Raw genomic sequence first — 17,362 nt, 5'->3', positions numbered from 1 at the left:
CAATGGTTGACGCGGGATGGAGCAGCCCGGTAGCTCGTCAGGCTCATAACCTGAAGGTCGTAGGTTCAAATCCTACTCCCGCAACCAACTTTACCGAACAAGCCGCAGTCAAAAGACCAGCGGCTTTTTTGTTGTACCCAAAACTCAACAGCTTCAAGAGCTGACCTCTCAGGATAGACTTGTCCTGCAACTGGAGGATCTGCAGTGGCGGCGAAACGAGAGAAACCCGAAGAGTGTGTGCTTCAATGCTTCGCAAGGTCGAAGTCCTACGAGGGCAAGGGATGACGATAGCGGCGGCGGTGCGCCAAATCGGCATGATACAGCGTATTAGCGGTGGCCATTTCGCGATTACAGGCTGGCGAGAGGATCACAAGCTGGCCAGAGCTGGATTCAGCGGAGGCTTGTAGCCTCGGGACGTTTCACTGCTAATTTACAACGCTGGGAAACTGGAAGACTGGGCGTTGTGGATCTGCTCTTCCTCGGCGTGTTCTGACAGGTGATTGATATGCTTGATGGAGATGATTTGCGCACGCGATACGTCCTTTTCGGCGCATGCGTCGATCAACTCGGCGTGCTCTTCCATTGACCGGTCAAGGTGAATGCCTCTGACCCTGAAGAGATGCGTTCGTAGGGCCATGAGCGGGCCGATGGTTGTCTCGTATGACTTGATCATCGAATGGTTGTTGCTGCCTGAGATGATGGCACGGTGGAACTTGAGATCGCCGCGGGAATATTGCTTGGTGTCGCCAACCCTGATGGCGTTCAGCATTTGATCCATTCCATCTTGCATGCCGTCCATCAGGCGCTGGTGATTTTGAGAGATCGCCAATGCAAGGCTCGCCGTTTCCAGAATTTCGCGGTGTTCGCATAGGTCACGGGTCATCTGTTCGTCAGGTGAAAAGATGAACGAACCACTTTTGGGGAAGACTTTTACAAGGCCTTCGGTTTGCAGAAGCACCAATGCTTCGCGAACAGGGGACCTGCTTACCTCGTATTGATCGGCCAACTTCTGTTCGGACAACTTCGTGCCAAGCGGATACTCCCCGAGGATGATCGCTTCTCGAATGCGGTCTGCGGTCAGTTCAGCGACGGATTTCTGTCTGGGGTAATGGGTCATTCGCCTGCAATTGATCTGGCTGGGCTGGTTACAAGTTCTTGGATTCTACCATGGTAGAAAGTTATTGACGCGTCGAGTTTGGATGTACCATGGTAGATTTTGAGCCGAGAGGGAAATCTCCGTCATGTGGGATGTCAATGTAGCAACCGGATTGTCTGTCGCACCGGTGGGCGATTTCCTTGCGGGCCTGAAGAGAACGGTAGGTGCGGCGCATGTCATACGTGGCGTTGACGACGAGGCAGCGCCCTATAGGCGGGATTGGACCGGGCAGTTTTCAGGATCGCCGATCGCTGTGGTCAAACCGAAGACCACCCAAGAAGTGGCCGAGGTCGTCAAGCTTTGCTGCGATCACGGCGTGTCCATGGTCCCGACAGGGGGGCGGACGGGACTGTGTGGTGGCGGTGTGCCGATCGGGGACGGCACGTCGGTTCTTATCTCTCTTGAGCGGATGAATTCCGTACGTCACCTGGATCAGGATGGGCGCAGTATCACGGTCGAGGCGGGCGTTGTATTACAGACCGCCCAGGAGCGGGCGCGGGACCGAGGTTTGGTATTTCCATTGACCTTTGGAGCACAGGGCAGCGCGATGATTGGCGGTGTCCTGTCTACAAATGCAGGTGGATCCAATGTTGTCCGATATGGCACGGCGCGGGAGTTGTGCATCGGTATTGAGGCTGTCTTGCCTAATGGGTCCGTCATTAATGCTCTGACGGGCCTGCGAAAGGACAACACCGGGTACGATCTGAGGGATCTGCTGATTGGTGCGGAAGGAACGCTTGGTATCATTACTGCGGCGGTATTTAAGCTGTTTCCGGAGCCCAAGGCTCGGACAACGGGCTTTCTGTCTTTGGCCGCGCTGGCAGACGCTCCCAGGGTCTTGAATGTCCTGCAAGACCGGAGCGGCGGCGGGGTTGAGGCGTTTGAATACATGCCCAAGGCGGCTGTTGATGTAATCTGTCGCGTGTTTCCAAAAGTCCGGAAGCCGCTGGAAGATGCGGCACAGACGGGTGTTTTTTTCGAAGTCACGTCGCCGCGCGAGGATGATGCACAGTCGGCGGATGGAGGCGGAACTCGACTGGAAAGCCTCGTTTTTTCAGCGCTCGAAGTGCTTATGGAAGAAGGGATCGTTGTCGATGCGATGATCGCACAATCAGAGCAGCAGCGTCTGGATCTTTGGGCAATGCGCGAAGCGATCCTTGAGGCGATCACCGAGAACGGCCCGGCCTATCACATGGATATCTCGCTGCCGCTTGCCGCTGTTGCCGAGTTTGTGGCCACGATGGATGAGGCGGTCTCTGAGATGGGGTTCCAGCCGCTAACCGTTGGGCATCTTGGGGATGGCAATCTGCATTATGCGTTGAGCGCGCAGCCTGGGCGGAACTGGGCTGATCTGCCGCTGGCCCGGGCGAAGCAAGCGGCCTTTGCGCTGTTGGCGAAATTGAACGGCTCGTTTTCGGCTGAACATGGCATCGGGCAGAGCAAGCTCGATGTCATGATCGATCTGAAAGAATCCAGCCAGCTGGACGCGATGCGGGCCATCAAGACGGCGCTCGATCCAAGCGGTCTTATAAACCCCGGTAAACTCATTCCGGTACCACGCGATCCCTAGGGGGCGTTCAACATGTCGATGGGAGTAAGTGACATGATGAAACCGACAGGCAATACCTTGGCCGCAGCCATGGCGGTTGGCTTGGCCATGCCTGCGAGCGCGCAGAACCTGTTTGGCGGATGTCCGTCAGAGGCAATCCTTGCCCGGTTTGTCGAGTTTGGGCGGACAGGTCAGATGCCGCCCGATCTGGGGCGCTGGCTGAGTACGCCGGATGCGCAGCACATCGAGCCGTGGGCTGCCTTTGACAACGTGGATTATGTTGGGGTCTGCTGGGTCTCGGCGTGGTTAGTGCACACCGACGAAGGGACGGCGTTGATCGACACGCTATACGGACCGTTCAGCCAGACGTTGCTGGACAATATCGCCAAGACGGGCACCGATTTGACCGATATCAGATACGTGTTGATGACTCATGGCCACTTTGACCATGTGGCGGGTGCCGCCGCGCTCAAGCCGCTTTTGCCAAACGCAACTTTCGTGATGACCCAAGGAGGCTGGGATGAGGCGATCGAGTCCTCTCAATCGTCCCAAGGGGGACCTCGCGCTTGGGACATGATCGAGCAAGACATGGTCGTGGCCGATGGGGATGTGATCACCCTTGGCAACAACAGTTTTACTGTGGTGGAAACGCCCGGCCATACATGGGGGACAGCGTCGTATGTCTATGACGTCATGGACCGCGGGGAGACGTACCGGGCCATCACCATCGGCGGGCTTGGCCTGAACGCTATTGAAGGGCCGCCACAGGTCGAAGCATTCATCGAAAGCTTGGACCGGGTACGGGCCCTGACCGAGGCTCAGGACATGGGTATTCAGGTCCACCTGACCACACACGGTTTTTCCAACGGCTTGGATGAGGACCGTCAGGCGATGGCCGAACGGGGCGAGGAAGACCTGAACGTGCTGATCGATCCCGATGGGCTTTTGGCACAGATAACGACTTTGCGTGAAGGCGCAGTCGAGCGGCTGGCCATCGAACAAAACAAATAGAAGACAGACGAAAAAAGGGAGGAAATCAATGAAACTTGCATCAAAACTCAGGGCATTGGGCGCTGCGGCACTGATCGCCTTTGGAGTGCCAGCACTGGCGCAGGACTGGGCGCCTGATGGCCCAATTACGATTGAGATCGGATTTGGTGCCGGGGGATCGACCGACACGATGGGTCGGGTTCTGGCAGAAGTCATGAAGGAGCAGACCGGCTGGAACGTGATTGTCGAGAACCGTCCGGGTGGTGGGGGTGTGGCGATGTTTACCAGCCTGTCGCAGCGCCCTGTCGACAACCAGACAATCGGTATGGGCGTTGGTATTCCGGTGCTTGTACAACTGGTCCAACGAGGTGATGAATTACCTTTTGACATCGCTAGCTTTGATTACCTCGGGACAATTGCCAAGGCAGAACTGGCCGTAGTGGCGAGTGCGGACGCGCCGTTCGACACGCTGCAAGAGATGATCGCCTACGCCAAAGAACAGGGGAACATGCCGCTGGCGACGATGGCGCCGCCGCAGGTCTTAATGATGAACGCGACGACCAAGGCCTCTGGTGTGGACTTCAATCTCGTGACTGCGGATGGTGGAGCGGAGGTGATCCGCCTGATCCTGGGCGGTCAGGTGCTGGCCGGTTTCGCCTCGGGCGAGCATTTTCCATACATGGAATCTGGTGACATGAAAGTCATTGCCAGCGCAAACCAATCGCGTCTGAGCTACGCACCGGAAACGCCGACCTTTATCGAATCCGGTGTGGATGCCTATGTGGATGCGGTGTTCTTCCTAGCCATGAAAACCGGTAGCGATCCGGCAGCAACAGCAGCCATCGCAGCGGCTATCGATGAGGCCGTGCAGTCCCCGGAAATCGCGGAAATTGTGCGCAATGCTGTGCAGGGCGATCCGATCAACATGGGGCCAGAAGGTGCCAAGTTGATGATGACTGACGGGCTAGAAAACGCCAAACGCCTGTTCGCAAACTAAGCCAAACGCTCCGCCGCCAAAGGTGGCGGGGCCTGACAACAGGGAGGGGAGGCCCGCATGCGCTCGCGTACTGACAGGCTGTCCGGAGCCTTTTTTCTCGTCTTTGGACTTGCACTGTTTTTCCTTGTGATCCCCGAATACGTCGAGGATCCCCAAGGCGGGAACCTGTCCCCTCGGACGATGCCCTATGTCACGGCTTGGGTTTTGGCGGTTTGCGGCGGGCTCTTGATGCTGCGGCCGACCAATCATGCAGCCCCGGATGCCGGGTTCTTCCTGAAAGCAGCGGCCTATGTGGTGGTTTTGGGCGGCTCGATCTATGCGATGTCACTGGTCGGGTTCTTGTATGTTTCGCCCGTTCTGGCCCTGATCGTGATGCTTATGATTGGAGAGCGCCGCCCGCTCTGGCTGGGTGTTGGCGTTGTGCTGATGCCTGCAGCGATCTGGTTTCTTGTGACGCAACTTCTGGAACGGGGCTTGCCGGGATAGGACGCCAAGATGGTTGATTTTTCTATCATTCTCGCGGGGTTCGTGGATGTATTTACCCCCATAAACCTCGCCTTTGTGGTCTTCGGCGTCGTGCTGGGCCAGTTTGTGGGCGCGGTGCCGGGGATCGGGCCCGTGATGGCCATGGCGATAGCCATTCCGTTCACTTTTGGCCTCGACCCGCTGCCCGCGATTGCCTTTCTAGTTGGTGTCAACAAGGGCGGGCTGGTTGGCGGTGCCGTGCCGGCTGTCTTGATGAATACGCCGGGAACGCCGGACGCCGCCGCCACGGCGATGGACGGCTATCCGCTGGCCCAGCAGGGCAAGCCGCTCAAGGCCACGAAGATGGCGCTGTTTTCGTCGATCACGGGCGATACTTTCAGCGACATCGTTCTGATCACGGTGTCCGCCCCGTTGGCCATTCTGGCGCTCAAGATGGGTCCGGTTGAGGTTGTCGCACTCATGGTCTTTGCCTTCTCGATCATCTCTGGGCTGATGGGGGAATCCCTGACCAAAGGGGTGATCGCCGCCGCCCTCGGTTTGCTGTTTTCATTCGTGGGCACGGATCCCGAGCATTTCACACCGCGGCTGATCTTTGGATATTGGGATTTGTTTGACGGCCTGGCCCTGCCGTCTGTGGCGATCGGAATGCTGGCGATTTCCGAGATCCTGAGACGGATGTCTGAAACCCGCAGAGGCGAGGGGAAGGGCCTGTTGGTGGCCGACACCGGCAAACCCGAAGACCGGCGCGTATCCTTTGCCGAATACTGGGCCTGTCGATTTACCCTGTTGCGGGGTGCCACGATCGGAACGATTCTTGGCGCGCTGCCGGGGATCGGCTCCACTGCTGCGGCATTCATGTCCTATGCGATGACCAAGGCCGCATCGAAAGAGCCGGAGACCTTCGGCAAAGGCAACCTGCATGGGATTGCGGCTACCGAGTCCGCTAATTCGGCCGTGGTTGGCGCCAACCTGATCCCGTTGCTTACGTTGGGCATTCCGGGCAGTGTGACGGCTGCCCTCATCATCAGTGCGTTCATGATTCATGGCATGCAGCCCGGACCACTTCTGTTCGAAAATCAAGGACGGCTCGTCTATGGCCTGTTCGGCGCGATGATCATGGCAAATTTCATCAACCTTTGGGTGGGGCAGGCGGGTCTGCGGCTTTGGGTAAAGGTCGTCTCGGCGCCCGAGGCGGTTATCTTTGCCTCGGCGCTTTTGCTCTGCTTTGTCGGGGTTTCGATGGCGACGAATGGGCTGTTTGGGGTGACAGTGATGCTGATCTTCGCGGTCTTCGGATTATTGATGCACAGCTTTGGATACTCGTTGGTGATCTTCATCATCGCGTTTTTTCTTGGGCCGCAATTCGAGAAATCGCTGGCTCAAGCGATTGCCTTGCTGAACGGGAACCTGCTGAACATCTACACCAGCCCGGTTGCAGTCGCTTTGCTGGCGCTGTCAGTTATGTCCGTGTTCTGGTTCCTGTCTAAAAGGAGCAATACGGCTGCGGACACCACTAATCTGGGTGTGCCCGATGGCGAAACACTGGATCAAAAGCATCCCTGATGGCAAAGCCGAAGAATATCCTGTTTATCATGTTCGACCAACTCCGCTGGGACTACCTCAGTTGTTACGGACATCCGCATCTGCAAACGCCCCATATCGACAAGCTGGCATCCAAAGGTGTGCGCTTTGATCGGGCCTATATCCAGTCGCCGCTTTGCGGGCCGTCACGGATGTCGACCTATACGGGCCGCTACGTCCACAGCCATGGCGCGTCCTGGAACAATGTCCCTCTGAAGGTGGGGGAGCGGACGATGGGCGACTATTTGCGTGATCTGGGGATGGGCTGCTGGCTGGTGGGTAAGACCCATATGATGGCGGACGCCGAAGGCATGGCGCGGCTGGGTCTGGAACCCGACAGTGTGATTGGCGCGCGGGTGTCAGAATGCGGGTTTGACGTATTCGAACGGGACGACGGTATGCGCCCCGAGGGCCCCGACGGTTTCTACGACGATCGTGGTGCGCTGAAGTACAACGAATATCTGCATTCCAGAGGCTATGAGGGTAACAACCCGTGGCATGATTACGCCAATTCCGCCAACGACGGGGCGGGTAATGTGTTGTCTGGCTGGTTTCTGGAGAACAGCGATAAGCCGGCCAATATAATCGAGTATGACAGCGAGACACCGTATCTGACCCGTCGCGGGATGGCGTTTATCGATGCGCAAGGCGACGCGCCGTGGTGTTGCCATCTGTCCTACATCAAGCCGCATTGGCCCTATATCGTGCCTGCGCCTTACCACGCCATGTATGGGCCAGAGCACTTTCTGCCTGTGGTGCGGAGCGAGGAAGAACGCGCGACCGATCACCCGGTTTTTGGCGGCATGATGAAGGCCCCGGTGGGGCAGGCCTTTTCTCAGAACCATGTGCGAGAAAAGGCGTTGCGTGTCTATATGGGGCTTATCAAGCAGTGCGATGATCAGATGGGCGTGCTGTTCGACTGGCTTGAGCAGACCGGCCGCATGGAGGACACGATGATCGTCGTGACCTCGGACCATGGCGATTACCTGGGCGACCACTGGCTGGGGGAAAAGACGTTTTGCCACGATACATCGGTCAAGGTCCCGATGATCGTTTATGATCCTTCGGCGGAGGCGGACCCGATGCGGGGCACGGTTTCGAACGCGCTGGTTCAATTGATCGATCTTGCGCCGACATTTGTTGAAGTTGCTGGCGGAGATGCGAGCAGGTTGGATCATGTTTTGGAAGGAAAATCGCTTTTTCCATTGCTAAGGGGGCAGGGCCAGAGTCGCGATCATGCCTTTTGCGAATATGATTTCTCGATGACGCCGTTGTCGAAGAAGCTGGATTTGGACACTGCCGAGTCGCGCTTGTTCATGGTCACGGACGGGCGGTTCAAGCTGATCGAATTTGGCGGCGGCATTCGCCCCATGCTGTTCGACATGCGCGAAGACCCAGATGAATTGGTTGATCTGGGGCAGAGTGAGGACCACGCAGAGGTCATCGTTCGGTTGTCGGACGTCTTGGGCACCTGGGCCAAGCGCCCCGCCCAACGCACCACGATCTCGAACAAGACGCTGGTTCAGACACGCAGCAACCGCAGCACCAAGGGCGTGATCCTCGGGGCGGTCAAAGAAGCAGACGTCGATGCGGATCTGGTCGCCAAATACACGGGCCGCATGGCGCCGCCGGTGCAGGAGACCTGACGGCAGGCGCCCGGGCAGAACACTGCTCGGACCCGACTCGCACAGAGATGAGGCGCGGCCGGCCCCCGCCTACATCAGCTGCGCGGTCCAGCGAGCCCCGCGATGACCTTGGTACGTTTGACGTATTTGCCACGGATGCTCTCGGCGGCCACGCGGCTGTCATCTTTGGAGGCAAGGCTCGAAGTTTCGCCCACGAACCGCAGGCAGACATGCGCGTGAGCGTCATAGGTTTCGGATATGGCCGCGCTGATCCTGTCTAGTTCTTCTTCGAAGTCATCGGGCACTCGTTTAAGAACCCGCAGGCTGGTGACCAACTCTTTATGGTCTGCATAAAACAGGCCTGAAAAATGCGGATCATGGGCAGTCATGTCCGGGCGGATCAGGTCCTCGTAGGCCTCGGCAGAGAAGTTGGCTGCGAGGTGGAAGGCCACTTTTGACGCCTCCATCAGGTCGGCAAAATCACTCAGGATTGTCTGAGTCACAGGCGCATGTTCGCGGTCGAGCGCTTCTTCAAGGACGTGGAGAAGATAAAGCATTCCGTGGATTATGAGGAAGAACAACTGGTGCTGCTGTTTCCAGCGAAACAGGGGGTCAGCAGTCATCTGGGGCGGTGTGAAGTCGGGCATATCCGCGGGTATCAGCGCCCAGTCTGCCAAACGGTGCAGTCCCCGGGCGAGTTTTTCAAACTGTGTCTCGTCCAGTTCCACACCGGTTTCGATGTCGGCGACGCAAATGGGCAGCGCCTGTGCGATTGCTGCCCGCAGCATCTCGACCGGTGGTCCAGAGGCCCGTTCTACCAGAAAGTAGCTGTCGAACAGGCGTTGCGCCCCGTCCAGCGTGCTGTCTGTTTCGCCAAATTCTGTCTGGGCCCGAGCTTGGGATACCCGCGCGGCAAGCCCGTGCAAGGCGCTGCCCTTGGTCTTGAGTTTTGACATCCGAAAGCGGGTTTTCGGCAGGGCGGTTTCAGCTGCGAACCAGTCATGGGGCAGGGGCAGGGTCAGGGTTTCGACTTGCATGTTGGATCCTCCTTGTGGGGCGTCAGAAACGTCCGCAATCCACTTTCATTTTGTCGCCAGTGATCGCAGAACTCAGGTCGCTGGCGTAATAGAGCGCGGCGCGCCCGACTTCGCTTGGATCGACCCATCGTTTCAAGGCGGCCACATCGGTGTAGTTCTCCTTCTCGATTTCGGCGGCAGGGCGCCCTTCGGCCTCGGCACGCCGGGCTAGGATGCGGTCCATGTTCTCGCCCGACACCGCGCCAGGCATCAGGGCATTGACCCTCACGCCATGGGGCCCCAGTTCGCGCGCCATGGTTTCGGTGATCCCGATCAGAGCGAACTTGCTGGCCACGTAGGCTGACCGCATCGGGTAGCCTTGGATGCCCATCAAGGAGGACATATTTATGATTGATCCCGCGCCCTGGGCGGTCATGATCTTGGCTGCTTCTTGCAGGCAATACATGGCACCGACGAGGTTGATGTGCATGCAGGCGACCCAGTCGTCCATGTCCGCCTCGGCCACGGGCGCAATGGGGCCGGGGCCGCCTGCATTGTTTAGCAGCACATCCACCCGCCCGGTGATCGCCTTGGCCTTGGCAAACAGGGCGCGCACGTCGCTCTGGTCTGACACATCGCAGGTGATGGCGTGCCCGCCAACGGCCTTGGCCACCTTTTCCAGCGGCTCTGCCCGGCGTCCGGCAACCACGACCGTCGCCCCGGCCTGCGCAAAGACATGGGCCGTGGCCTCTCCGATGCCGCTTCCGCCCCCGGTGATCACGGCGAGTTTTCCATCCAGCCTGCTTGGATCTTGTGTCATGTCGTGTCCTTTGTGAAATCGCGCCCCGGATCAAACAGGGGAAGTTCGGGGTCTCGCCCCAGAATGAAGTCGCCCATCAACTGGCCGATATAGGGGCCGATGGTGTACCCCCCGCGCACACAGCCCAAGACATAGGCATCGGGCACACCGGGGAGGGCTCCGGCCAGCGGGTAGAAGTCGGGCACATTGGCCTCGAACCCGGTCCAGCTGCGGGTAACGCGAGCCTTGGCCAGTGCGGGGACCGCATATTGTGCCAAGGCAAGGTTGGGTTTGACCGCGTCGGCGTTTACGGTGCCGCGCCCATCTTGCGGCGTGCCGAGTCCCTGCCAGCCGCCACCAATCAGCACCGTGCCGTTGGCCTTTTGCTTCATGGTCAGCAGGCCAGTGGCATGACCGATGACGCTGCCCATCAGGGTGGGAATACGTTCGGTGACAGACACGGTGTTGACGCGGGCGTTGACGGGCAAGTCCACGTCCAGAAGCGCTGCCAGTGGTTTGAGCCATGCGCCTGCCGCGAGCAAGACGCGGCTGGCCCTGATCTGGCCGGTTGTCGTGGTGAGGAGAAACCCGGCGCTGTGACCGATGTCGGTGACCTTGCAGCCCTCTCGGTAGGCAATGCCCGCATCGCGCAGGCGTCCACGATAGTATTGGCCTGTCAGTGAGGAATTGGCATAGCCGTCCTCGGGGCAGAAACTCGCGGCTTCGACTTTTTGGGTCAGATGCGGTTCAGCCGCGCGCAAGGCATTGTTGGAGACGAATTCTATTGGCGCGCCCGCCTGCGCCTTCAGGGTCTGGCGCTCTTGAAGCATCTCGGCCTCGCGGGCGTTGAATGCCAGAGTGTAGCCGCCGGTTTTGGCAAAGCCCACAGCGTCGCCCATCTGTTCCCACAGGTGATGGCCGCGCAACGCATAAGGCATCAGTTTGACGCGCTTGATCTGTAGGCTCAGTGTGCCGGCATTCACACCCGAGGCCCCTTGGCCAAGGTCATCTTTGTCCAGCACGATGGCTGACATGCCCCCTTCCGCGACCCGCAGGGCTGTGGCGCAGCCCATGATGCCGCCGCCGATGATAGCGATGTCATATGTGGGCGTGTGGGTCACAAGGGAGCCGGTTTCGAGATGGGCAAAGCGTCGTACTCGAACGCGCCTGCCGCCTGCCCGAGAGGAACGGGGCGCAGAGGCGGGCGCGGTGTCGGTGGGGGCACGTCGGCCAATGACTTGCCGGTCTGAGCTGCGATCAGGGTGGCGATGGCGCTCTGGCAGTATTTCCCGCCGCAGGGTCCCATCCCCGCGCGGCGCCCTGATTTGACGGCATTGGTGCTGGCGGCACCGGTAGCAACTTCATCGATAATGTCAGTACAGCGCAGGCTTTCGCAGCGGCAGATGATCGTGTCCCTGGTCGTCAGCGCCTCAAGCGCGGGCGTTGGGAGGCTGAGGGCGGTCATCGCCCGTCCGAACCGGTCCGCCTTGTGCCATCTGGCCAGCGGGGAGGTCGGCGCATCGCGACCCAGATCGCGGGCGGCGCGTGCGCCTGTCAGGCTGCCTTGCAGCCCCGCCGCCGTGGCCCCGCGAATGCCGCAACCGTCCCCGCACAGGTACAATCCTTTGATTGCCGTTGCCCCGTCCGGCGCGGCGTCAGGCACCCAGCCGCCAAGAGACGGGTCATGACGGACCGCGACACCCAGAATCTGCGCGGCCTCGATATTGGGGATCAGCCCATGACCGATGCACAGACTGTCCGCCGCGATGTCGGGACCGTCTGTGCCCGTCCGCAGATTGCGAACCTTGAGGGCGGTGACCTGTTCGGCCCCGTCCACTTGCGCAACGGCGTGACCCCATAGGATCGGCACCCGCGCAAGCATGAGATCAGCAACCCACAGGGCGCCGCGGGCCAGCAGCTTGGGCTGCCCCAGCATGTCGGGCAGCGCGCGCGCCCATTGGCTGCGGGTGTTGGGCGTGACAACGGCCGCAACTTCCCCGCCAAGGCGGCGGATTTCGCTGGCGACGTAAAACACCAGTGGGCCGGTCCCGCTGACCACGGTGCGTTTGCCGGGCAGTGTCAGGCTTTGTTTAAACAATGCCGTTGCCCCGGCGAGCCCGATCACGCCGGGCGTTGTCCAGCCGGGAAAAGGCTGGACATATTCCCGCGCGCCGGTGGCGAGGATCAGGGATTTCGAAGTGATCTCTTGCGAGGTAGCTGCGCGTTGGGCCTGCAACACCCAATGATCGTCTCTAAGGCGGATGTCCCAGACGCGGATCTGGCTCAGAGGTGTCACCGCACTTGTCTCGATGGCCTTGCGCAGGGCAGCGCCAGCGCGGCTTTCAGGCGTTACAGGGGCCGACAAGATGCTGGCGGATTTGTCCCGCCAGACCTGACCGCCGGGGGTTGGCTGTTCGTCCAGCAAGGCCACGCGCAGCCCGGCCTGTGCCGCAGCGAGGGCGGCATTGCCCCCTGCCGGCCCGGCCCCGACAACCGCAATGTCATAGTGATCAGCCATCACACACGCTCAACCGTCAAACCGGGGGTGATACCAGTCCGGCATGCTTCGACAACCTGACCGTCGATCATAACCGTGCATTCCTGACAAAGCCCCATGCCGCAAAACGCGCCGCGTGGAGCAGCGTCGTTGGGCGCATTCCGCAAGGCGAGATATCCGGCCCGCATCAGAGCGGCCACAAGGCTTTCACCTGCGTGGCCGGTGACAGGCGTTCCGTCAAAGGTAAATGTGACCTTTTCGGATCGCGTGATCTGCGTTGCCTGATTTGGGACCAGCCGGATCATGTGTATGAGATGCCCAATGCGTCGAAGGTGCGCTTGATCTTGTCGATGTCAGCTTCGCCCAGGGGCAGGACGGGATCGCGCGGCACGCCCGCAGGCTGGCCGATGAGGTTCAGCGCGGCCTTGAAGGCGGCAGGCCATGTGCCCGTGGCCATCAGCAACTCGTAAAGCACGGTCAGTTGGTGGTGGGCGTGGCGATAGGTGTCATTCGGCGCGGCGGTGCCCACGGAGGCCATGTCCTTGGGAAGCAAGTCGGTGAATTCGGGGCCCGTGGCGATAAACCCTTTGGCCCCGAGGGCAAAGGCGGGCAGGATGTAGTGGCACGGCCCTGTCATCACGGACATGCGGTGGCCAAGGCGGTGCAGCAGATGCGTGTGATGGAAGAAATCGCGCTGGCTTTCCTTGATCCCGATGACGTTGTGGTTGTCCAGCAGCCGTTCGGTCTGGTCGATGGTCAGGGAAAACCCCATGCGGCGGGGCGAGTTGTAAAGGACCAGTGGCAGTTTGGTGGCGGTTGACACTTTGTCGAACCGGGCCATCAGTTCTGCCTCGGACGCCTTGAGAACATAGGTCTGGGGCATCGACAGCAGCACATCCGCCCCGTTTTCTTCGGCGGCTTTGACATAGGCCAGAGAGGCGTCGATCGTGGGGGCGGAAATGCCCATCATGACAGGAACGCGGCCCTTGGCGGTGTCTTTCGCCAGCCGGACAAGACGGCCACGCTCGGCGGCGTTCAGCGCCCAGCTTTCGCCGTTGTCCCCGGCGATGCAGATACAGGTGGCCCCGCGCGACAGCAAGAATTCGAACAGATCGACAAAGGCGTCCTCCATGATTTCGCCGCGGTCGTTGAACGGTGTGGCGATGGCCGGGACGTAACCGTGAAGGTCGTCTTTTTGCATTGGCTCAGGTCCTTGATGTCGGAATGTGGCAGGTGAAGACGCCGCCGAACTGGGCGTCCACGATGATCAGGCGCTGCGGGTCGGCAGGGTCAAAGGTGACGGAGGTGGTCCATAGGCCCTTTGGCAGGCGGACATCGGCGATCTTGTCGCCAAGCGCGTCAAACACATAGGCGCGGCCTGCCTGGGCCTGTGCCACGGCCAGCCAGCCATGGGGATTGCAGGCGAGCCCATCGGGGCCAAGCCCACCGGAGAGGTGCAGATAGGTTCCCACCATGGGGGTGCCCGTGTCGGGCAGGCGGGTGGAGAATTTCCACACCTGATTGGCGCGGGTGGCGGCCACATAGACCCATGCGTTATCCGGTGAGACAGCGATCCCGTTCGAATAGGGCACGCAATCGAGCACGCAGCGCAGCGCGTCATCTTGCCATCGGTAGACGCGGCCTGCGGGCTCGCTCAGGCTGCTGCGCCCGCTGTCGGTGAACCACAGCGCGCCGTCGGGGCCGTAGGTCATATCAGACAAGCCAAGGAAAGGTCGGTCGCCGCCTGTGCTGAGCACGTCAAAGGTCGTGTCACCTGTAAGGGCGATCAATCCGAGGCGGTAATCCACGGCCATCCGGGTCCCGTCAGGGGCAATGCGCATGGCATGGGGTTCACCGTCGATCTGGTGTTCCATGGTCCATTGACCGGCAGGGTTGATACGGAACACGCGGCCATAGGGCACGTCAGACAGCCACAGGTCGCCCTCGGCGTCCAAAAAGGCCGCCTCGAGAAAGGAATGCATGTCTTGTCCGGGCCGCGTCATCCGCGCCCAGGCCGAAGGCGCGCCACGATGGTGCAGGGCTTCGGGCAGGGCGGTCCAGGGCGTGGCATTCAGTCGGGTCATTTGACGATCCCTGCTTCCATAAGCTTGCCGATCTGGTCGGCATCCAGCCCAAGTTCTGTCAAAACGTCTTGGGTGTGCTCGCCCAGCGTCGGGGGGGCTTTGGTCACACTGGCCCCGGTGTTGTCCATGTGAAAAGCGGTCGTGGGTAGGTGGGTCACGGGATCAATCGGGTTGGGCTGAAAATACCCTCGGGCCGCAATTTGGGGAAGGGTAACAGCCTCACTGAGAGATTTGACCCGTTCGGCCGGCAGGTCGCAAGCACGCAGATGGGTGACCCATGTGTCGGCATCCTTGGTCAGGAAGATGTCGCGCAGGTTGGCCTTGACCTCCTCACTCAGCGCCCAGACATCGGGCCAGTCCTTGACCTGAGCCAAGGCGGGCAGAGGGTGGCCCAGATCTTCCAGCAAGACTGCCAGCTTGCGGTATTGCGCAGGGCGGAAAGCGCCCAGCATCAGCCTGCCGTCGCGGGTGTCATAGCTGGCGATGCCCGCCTCCTTGCCGCGCGCCACAGGAGCAGGGTGCTGCGCCCCTGCCGCTTCGGGGGCCATCATCTGCAACGCCACTTCCAGCATCGAGACAGACATATGCGTGCCGCGTCCGGTCTGTGCGCGCTGGATCAGACCGGCGCTGATGGCAAAGGCCGCAGCATAACCAGTGGCATAGTCTACAAAGGACACACCGGGTTTGATTCCACCGCATTGCAAGATGGTGCCTGACGTGGCCTGTATGACATTGTCATACGCGCCATGTCGGGCCTGCGGGCCGCTGTCCCCATACCCGGTGATCGAACAATGAATAAGACAGGGGTTGATCTTTGTCAGAACGTCATACCCAAGACCAAGATTTTCCAGAGCCCCGGTGGTGTAGTTTTCCACTAGAATATCGGCGCTTTTCACCAGTGTCCGCAGCACCTCGGCCCCTTGGGGTGTCTTCAGGTTCAGGGCGAGGCTGCGCTTGTTTGCCCCCTGGACCTGATAGGTCAGGCCCAGACCGACGGCGTTCAGTGCATCGTCCGGCCCGCGGCCCCGGGCACAGTCAGGGTTTTCGGGGTCTTCTACCTTGATCACATCGGCACCCATCAGGCCCAGCTGATATGTGCAAAAGGGCCCCGCCAATACATGGGTCAGATCCAACACCTTTATGCCGTTGAGGGCCGATAGCATGAGAGTAAAGCCTTGCGATCGCGATTATTGTCTAATATACAAAACGCGCGTTTACATACAAGACATAAGATGAGTGTGCCATGGGCGAAAGCAGTGTCTTCCACCGAGACTTCAATGCCGTCCTTCCCATGGTGGTAGCTGTTGATGGCAATTACCTGATCGACGACAGCGGGCGCCGCTATCTGGATGCCTGTGGCGGAGCTGCGGTGTCCTGCCTTGGGCATGACCATCCAAAGGTGCGAGAGGCGATCAAGGCGCAGGTGGACAGGTTGGCTTTTGTCCATACAGGGTCATTCACCAATGCCCCGGCCGAAGAGCTTGCTGCTCACCTTGTGGCCTGTGCGCCCGAAGGGACTGGTGCAGGGCGGGTGATGTTCCTCGGCTCTGGATCTGAGGCGATGGAAGCGGCGCTGAAGCTTGCGCGGCAGTATTGTATCGAGAAGGGAGAGCCCGAGCGACAGCAGATTATCGCGCGCAAGCCAAGCTATCACGGCAACACGTTGGGTGCCTTGGCTACTGGAGGGCATGCCGGGCGACGCGCGCCTTTCGCCCCCCTCTTGATTGAGGTCAATCACATCGACGCGCCCTATCCCTATCGTTTGCAGGGTCAGGATGAGAGTGAAGCGGATTTTGCGGAACGGATGGCTCTGTTGCTGGATGCAGAGATTGGACGTCTTGGCCCCGAGACCGTGATGGCCTTTGTGGCAGAACCTGTTGTCGGGGCCTCATTGGGCACGCAGCCTGCGCCCAAAGGCTATTGGCCGCGCGTTCGTGAAATTTGTGACCGCCATGGTGTCTTGCTGATCGCTGATGAAGTCATGAGCGGCATGGGCCGCACCGGCACGACCTACGCATTGGAGCAGGAGGGCATTGCTGCCGATTTGACGACAATGGCCAAGGGACTGGGGGCGGGGTACCAGCCCATAGCCGCCGTGCTGGCCGCGCAAAAAGTTGTGGATGTCATCAAGGCGGGCAGCGGCAAGCTTTGGAATGGGCATACCTATATGTCCCACGCGATTGCGACAGCCGGGGCCTTGGCGGTGCAGCAGGTGATCGAAGAGGAAAACCTGCTGGACAATGTCGTTCGGCGTGGTGCGCAGCTTGAGGCTGCATTGCGCGATACCTTTGCGCAGCACGCCAATGTGGGTGACATGCGGGGGCGTGGGCTGTTCTGGACGGTCGAACTGGTCGCGGACCGTAAAAGCAAGGCACCGTTTGATTCCTCAAGTGGCATCGCCATGAATATCGGGTCAGCTGCCAAGGCTCGGGGTGTAATGACCTACCCCTCACCGGGCTGCATCGACGGCGTAAACGGGGATCACGTGCTTCTGGCACCGTCCTATACATCGACCGAGGCAGAGATCTACGACATCGTCGAAACGCTTGCCGCCGCTGTGCAAGACGTGCTGGCGGGCTGAC

16 protein-coding genes and 1 tRNA gene are annotated in these 17,362 nt (G+C 60.0%); 8 read left to right on the top strand and 9 right to left on the bottom strand.

The window, feature by feature from the left end; genetic code table 11:
• Positions 1-10: 10 nt before the first annotated feature.
• Positions 11-87, top strand: a tRNA-Met gene (locus BM353_RS11835).
• A gap of 343 nt (positions 88-430) precedes the next feature.
• On the opposite strand, the gene BM353_RS11830 is transcribed toward BM353_RS11835, so the two are convergent.
• Entirely contained in the window at positions 431-1,117 is a 687-nt protein-coding gene (locus tag BM353_RS11830) for a GntR family transcriptional regulator (protein WP_092081110.1), read from the bottom strand.
• Positions 1,118-1,241: 124 nt separating this feature from the next.
• Between BM353_RS11830 and BM353_RS11825 the strand changes: the two genes are divergently transcribed.
• Genes BM353_RS11825 through BM353_RS11800 form a run of 6 tightly spaced genes read left to right on the top strand, consistent with a single transcriptional unit; the run spans position 1,242 to position 8,405 of the window.
• Positions 1,242-2,726 (top strand): FAD-binding oxidoreductase, encoded by a 1,485-nt coding sequence (locus BM353_RS11825; protein WP_092081108.1) that lies wholly within the window; start codon positions 1,242-1,244, stop codon positions 2,724-2,726.
• Between the two features lie 33 nt (positions 2,727-2,759).
• Positions 2,760-3,716 (top strand): MBL fold metallo-hydrolase, encoded by a 957-nt coding sequence (locus BM353_RS11820; RefSeq protein ID WP_218155479.1) that lies wholly within the window; start codon positions 2,760-2,762, stop codon positions 3,714-3,716.
• A 28-nt stretch (positions 3,717-3,744) separates the two neighbouring features.
• Positions 3,745-4,692, top strand: a complete 948-nt coding sequence (locus tag BM353_RS11815) for a Bug family tripartite tricarboxylate transporter substrate binding protein (RefSeq protein WP_092081104.1) — start codon at positions 3,745-3,747, stop codon at positions 4,690-4,692.
• Positions 4,693-4,749: 57 nt separating this feature from the next.
• A complete protein-coding gene (locus BM353_RS11810; RefSeq protein ID WP_092081102.1) occupies positions 4,750-5,178 on the top strand; it encodes a tripartite tricarboxylate transporter TctB family protein in 429 nt (142 codons plus the stop codon).
• 9 nt (positions 5,179-5,187) lie between these two features.
• Complete coding sequence (locus tag BM353_RS11805; RefSeq protein WP_092081100.1) at positions 5,188-6,741, top strand: tripartite tricarboxylate transporter permease; 1,554 nt, start codon at positions 5,188-5,190, stop codon at positions 6,739-6,741.
• Positions 6,741-8,405, top strand: a complete 1,665-nt coding sequence (locus BM353_RS11800; RefSeq protein ID WP_092081098.1) for a sulfatase-like hydrolase/transferase — start codon at positions 6,741-6,743, stop codon at positions 8,403-8,405. Before BM353_RS11805 ends, BM353_RS11800 begins: the two co-directional genes overlap by 1 nt.
• A 74-nt stretch (positions 8,406-8,479) precedes the next feature.
• Here BM353_RS11800 and BM353_RS11795 read toward each other — a convergent pair whose 3' ends face one another.
• From BM353_RS11795 to BM353_RS11760, 8 genes are read right to left on the bottom strand one after another with little or no spacing between them, the layout of a single operon-like run.
• Positions 8,480-9,421: a hypothetical protein gene (locus tag BM353_RS11795; RefSeq protein ID WP_092081096.1), complete on the bottom strand. Its 942-nt coding sequence runs from the start codon at positions 9,419-9,421 to the stop codon at positions 8,480-8,482.
• Between the two features lie 22 nt (positions 9,422-9,443).
• Entirely contained in the window at positions 9,444-10,220 is a 777-nt protein-coding gene (locus BM353_RS11790; protein ID WP_092081094.1) for an SDR family NAD(P)-dependent oxidoreductase, read from the bottom strand.
• Complete coding sequence (locus tag BM353_RS11785; RefSeq protein WP_218155478.1) at positions 10,217-11,320, bottom strand: NAD(P)/FAD-dependent oxidoreductase; 1,104 nt, start codon at positions 11,318-11,320, stop codon at positions 10,217-10,219. Before BM353_RS11785 ends, BM353_RS11790 begins: the two co-directional genes overlap by 4 nt.
• Entirely contained in the window at positions 11,317-12,717 is a 1,401-nt protein-coding gene (locus BM353_RS11780) for an FAD-dependent oxidoreductase (RefSeq protein ID WP_092081092.1), read from the bottom strand. The genes BM353_RS11785 and BM353_RS11780 overlap by 4 nt, the downstream gene beginning before the upstream one ends.
• Positions 12,717-13,001 (bottom strand): (2Fe-2S)-binding protein, encoded by a 285-nt coding sequence (locus tag BM353_RS11775; protein WP_092081090.1) that lies wholly within the window; start codon positions 12,999-13,001, stop codon positions 12,717-12,719. The genes BM353_RS11780 and BM353_RS11775 overlap by 1 nt, the downstream gene beginning before the upstream one ends.
• Complete coding sequence (locus BM353_RS11770; RefSeq protein WP_092081088.1) at positions 12,998-13,897, bottom strand: dihydrodipicolinate synthase family protein; 900 nt, start codon at positions 13,895-13,897, stop codon at positions 12,998-13,000. The genes BM353_RS11775 and BM353_RS11770 overlap by 4 nt, the downstream gene beginning before the upstream one ends.
• A gap of 4 nt (positions 13,898-13,901) precedes the next feature.
• The gene (locus BM353_RS11765; RefSeq protein WP_092081086.1) at positions 13,902-14,780 is read right to left on the bottom strand and encodes an SMP-30/gluconolactonase/LRE family protein; all 879 of its coding nucleotides are present in this window, start codon (positions 14,778-14,780) and stop codon (positions 13,902-13,904) included.
• The gene (locus tag BM353_RS11760) at positions 14,777-15,943 is read right to left on the bottom strand and encodes a CaiB/BaiF CoA transferase family protein (protein ID WP_092081084.1); all 1,167 of its coding nucleotides are present in this window, start codon (positions 15,941-15,943) and stop codon (positions 14,777-14,779) included. Before BM353_RS11760 ends, BM353_RS11765 begins: the two co-directional genes overlap by 4 nt.
• Before the next feature lie 80 nt (positions 15,944-16,023).
• Here BM353_RS11760 and BM353_RS11755 point away from each other — a divergent pair, with 80 nt between their 5' ends.
• Entirely contained in the window at positions 16,024-17,361 is a 1,338-nt protein-coding gene (locus tag BM353_RS11755; protein WP_092081082.1) for an aspartate aminotransferase family protein, read from the top strand.
• Position 17,362: the final 1 nt, after the last annotated feature.

Source organism: Poseidonocella sedimentorum (genome assembly GCF_900116005.1).
GTDB classification, from domain to species: domain Bacteria; phylum Pseudomonadota; class Alphaproteobacteria; order Rhodobacterales; family Rhodobacteraceae; genus Poseidonocella; species Poseidonocella sedimentorum.
The sequence above is the reverse complement of the archived record's forward strand: the minus strand, read 5'-3'. Positions and strand labels throughout refer to the sequence as shown.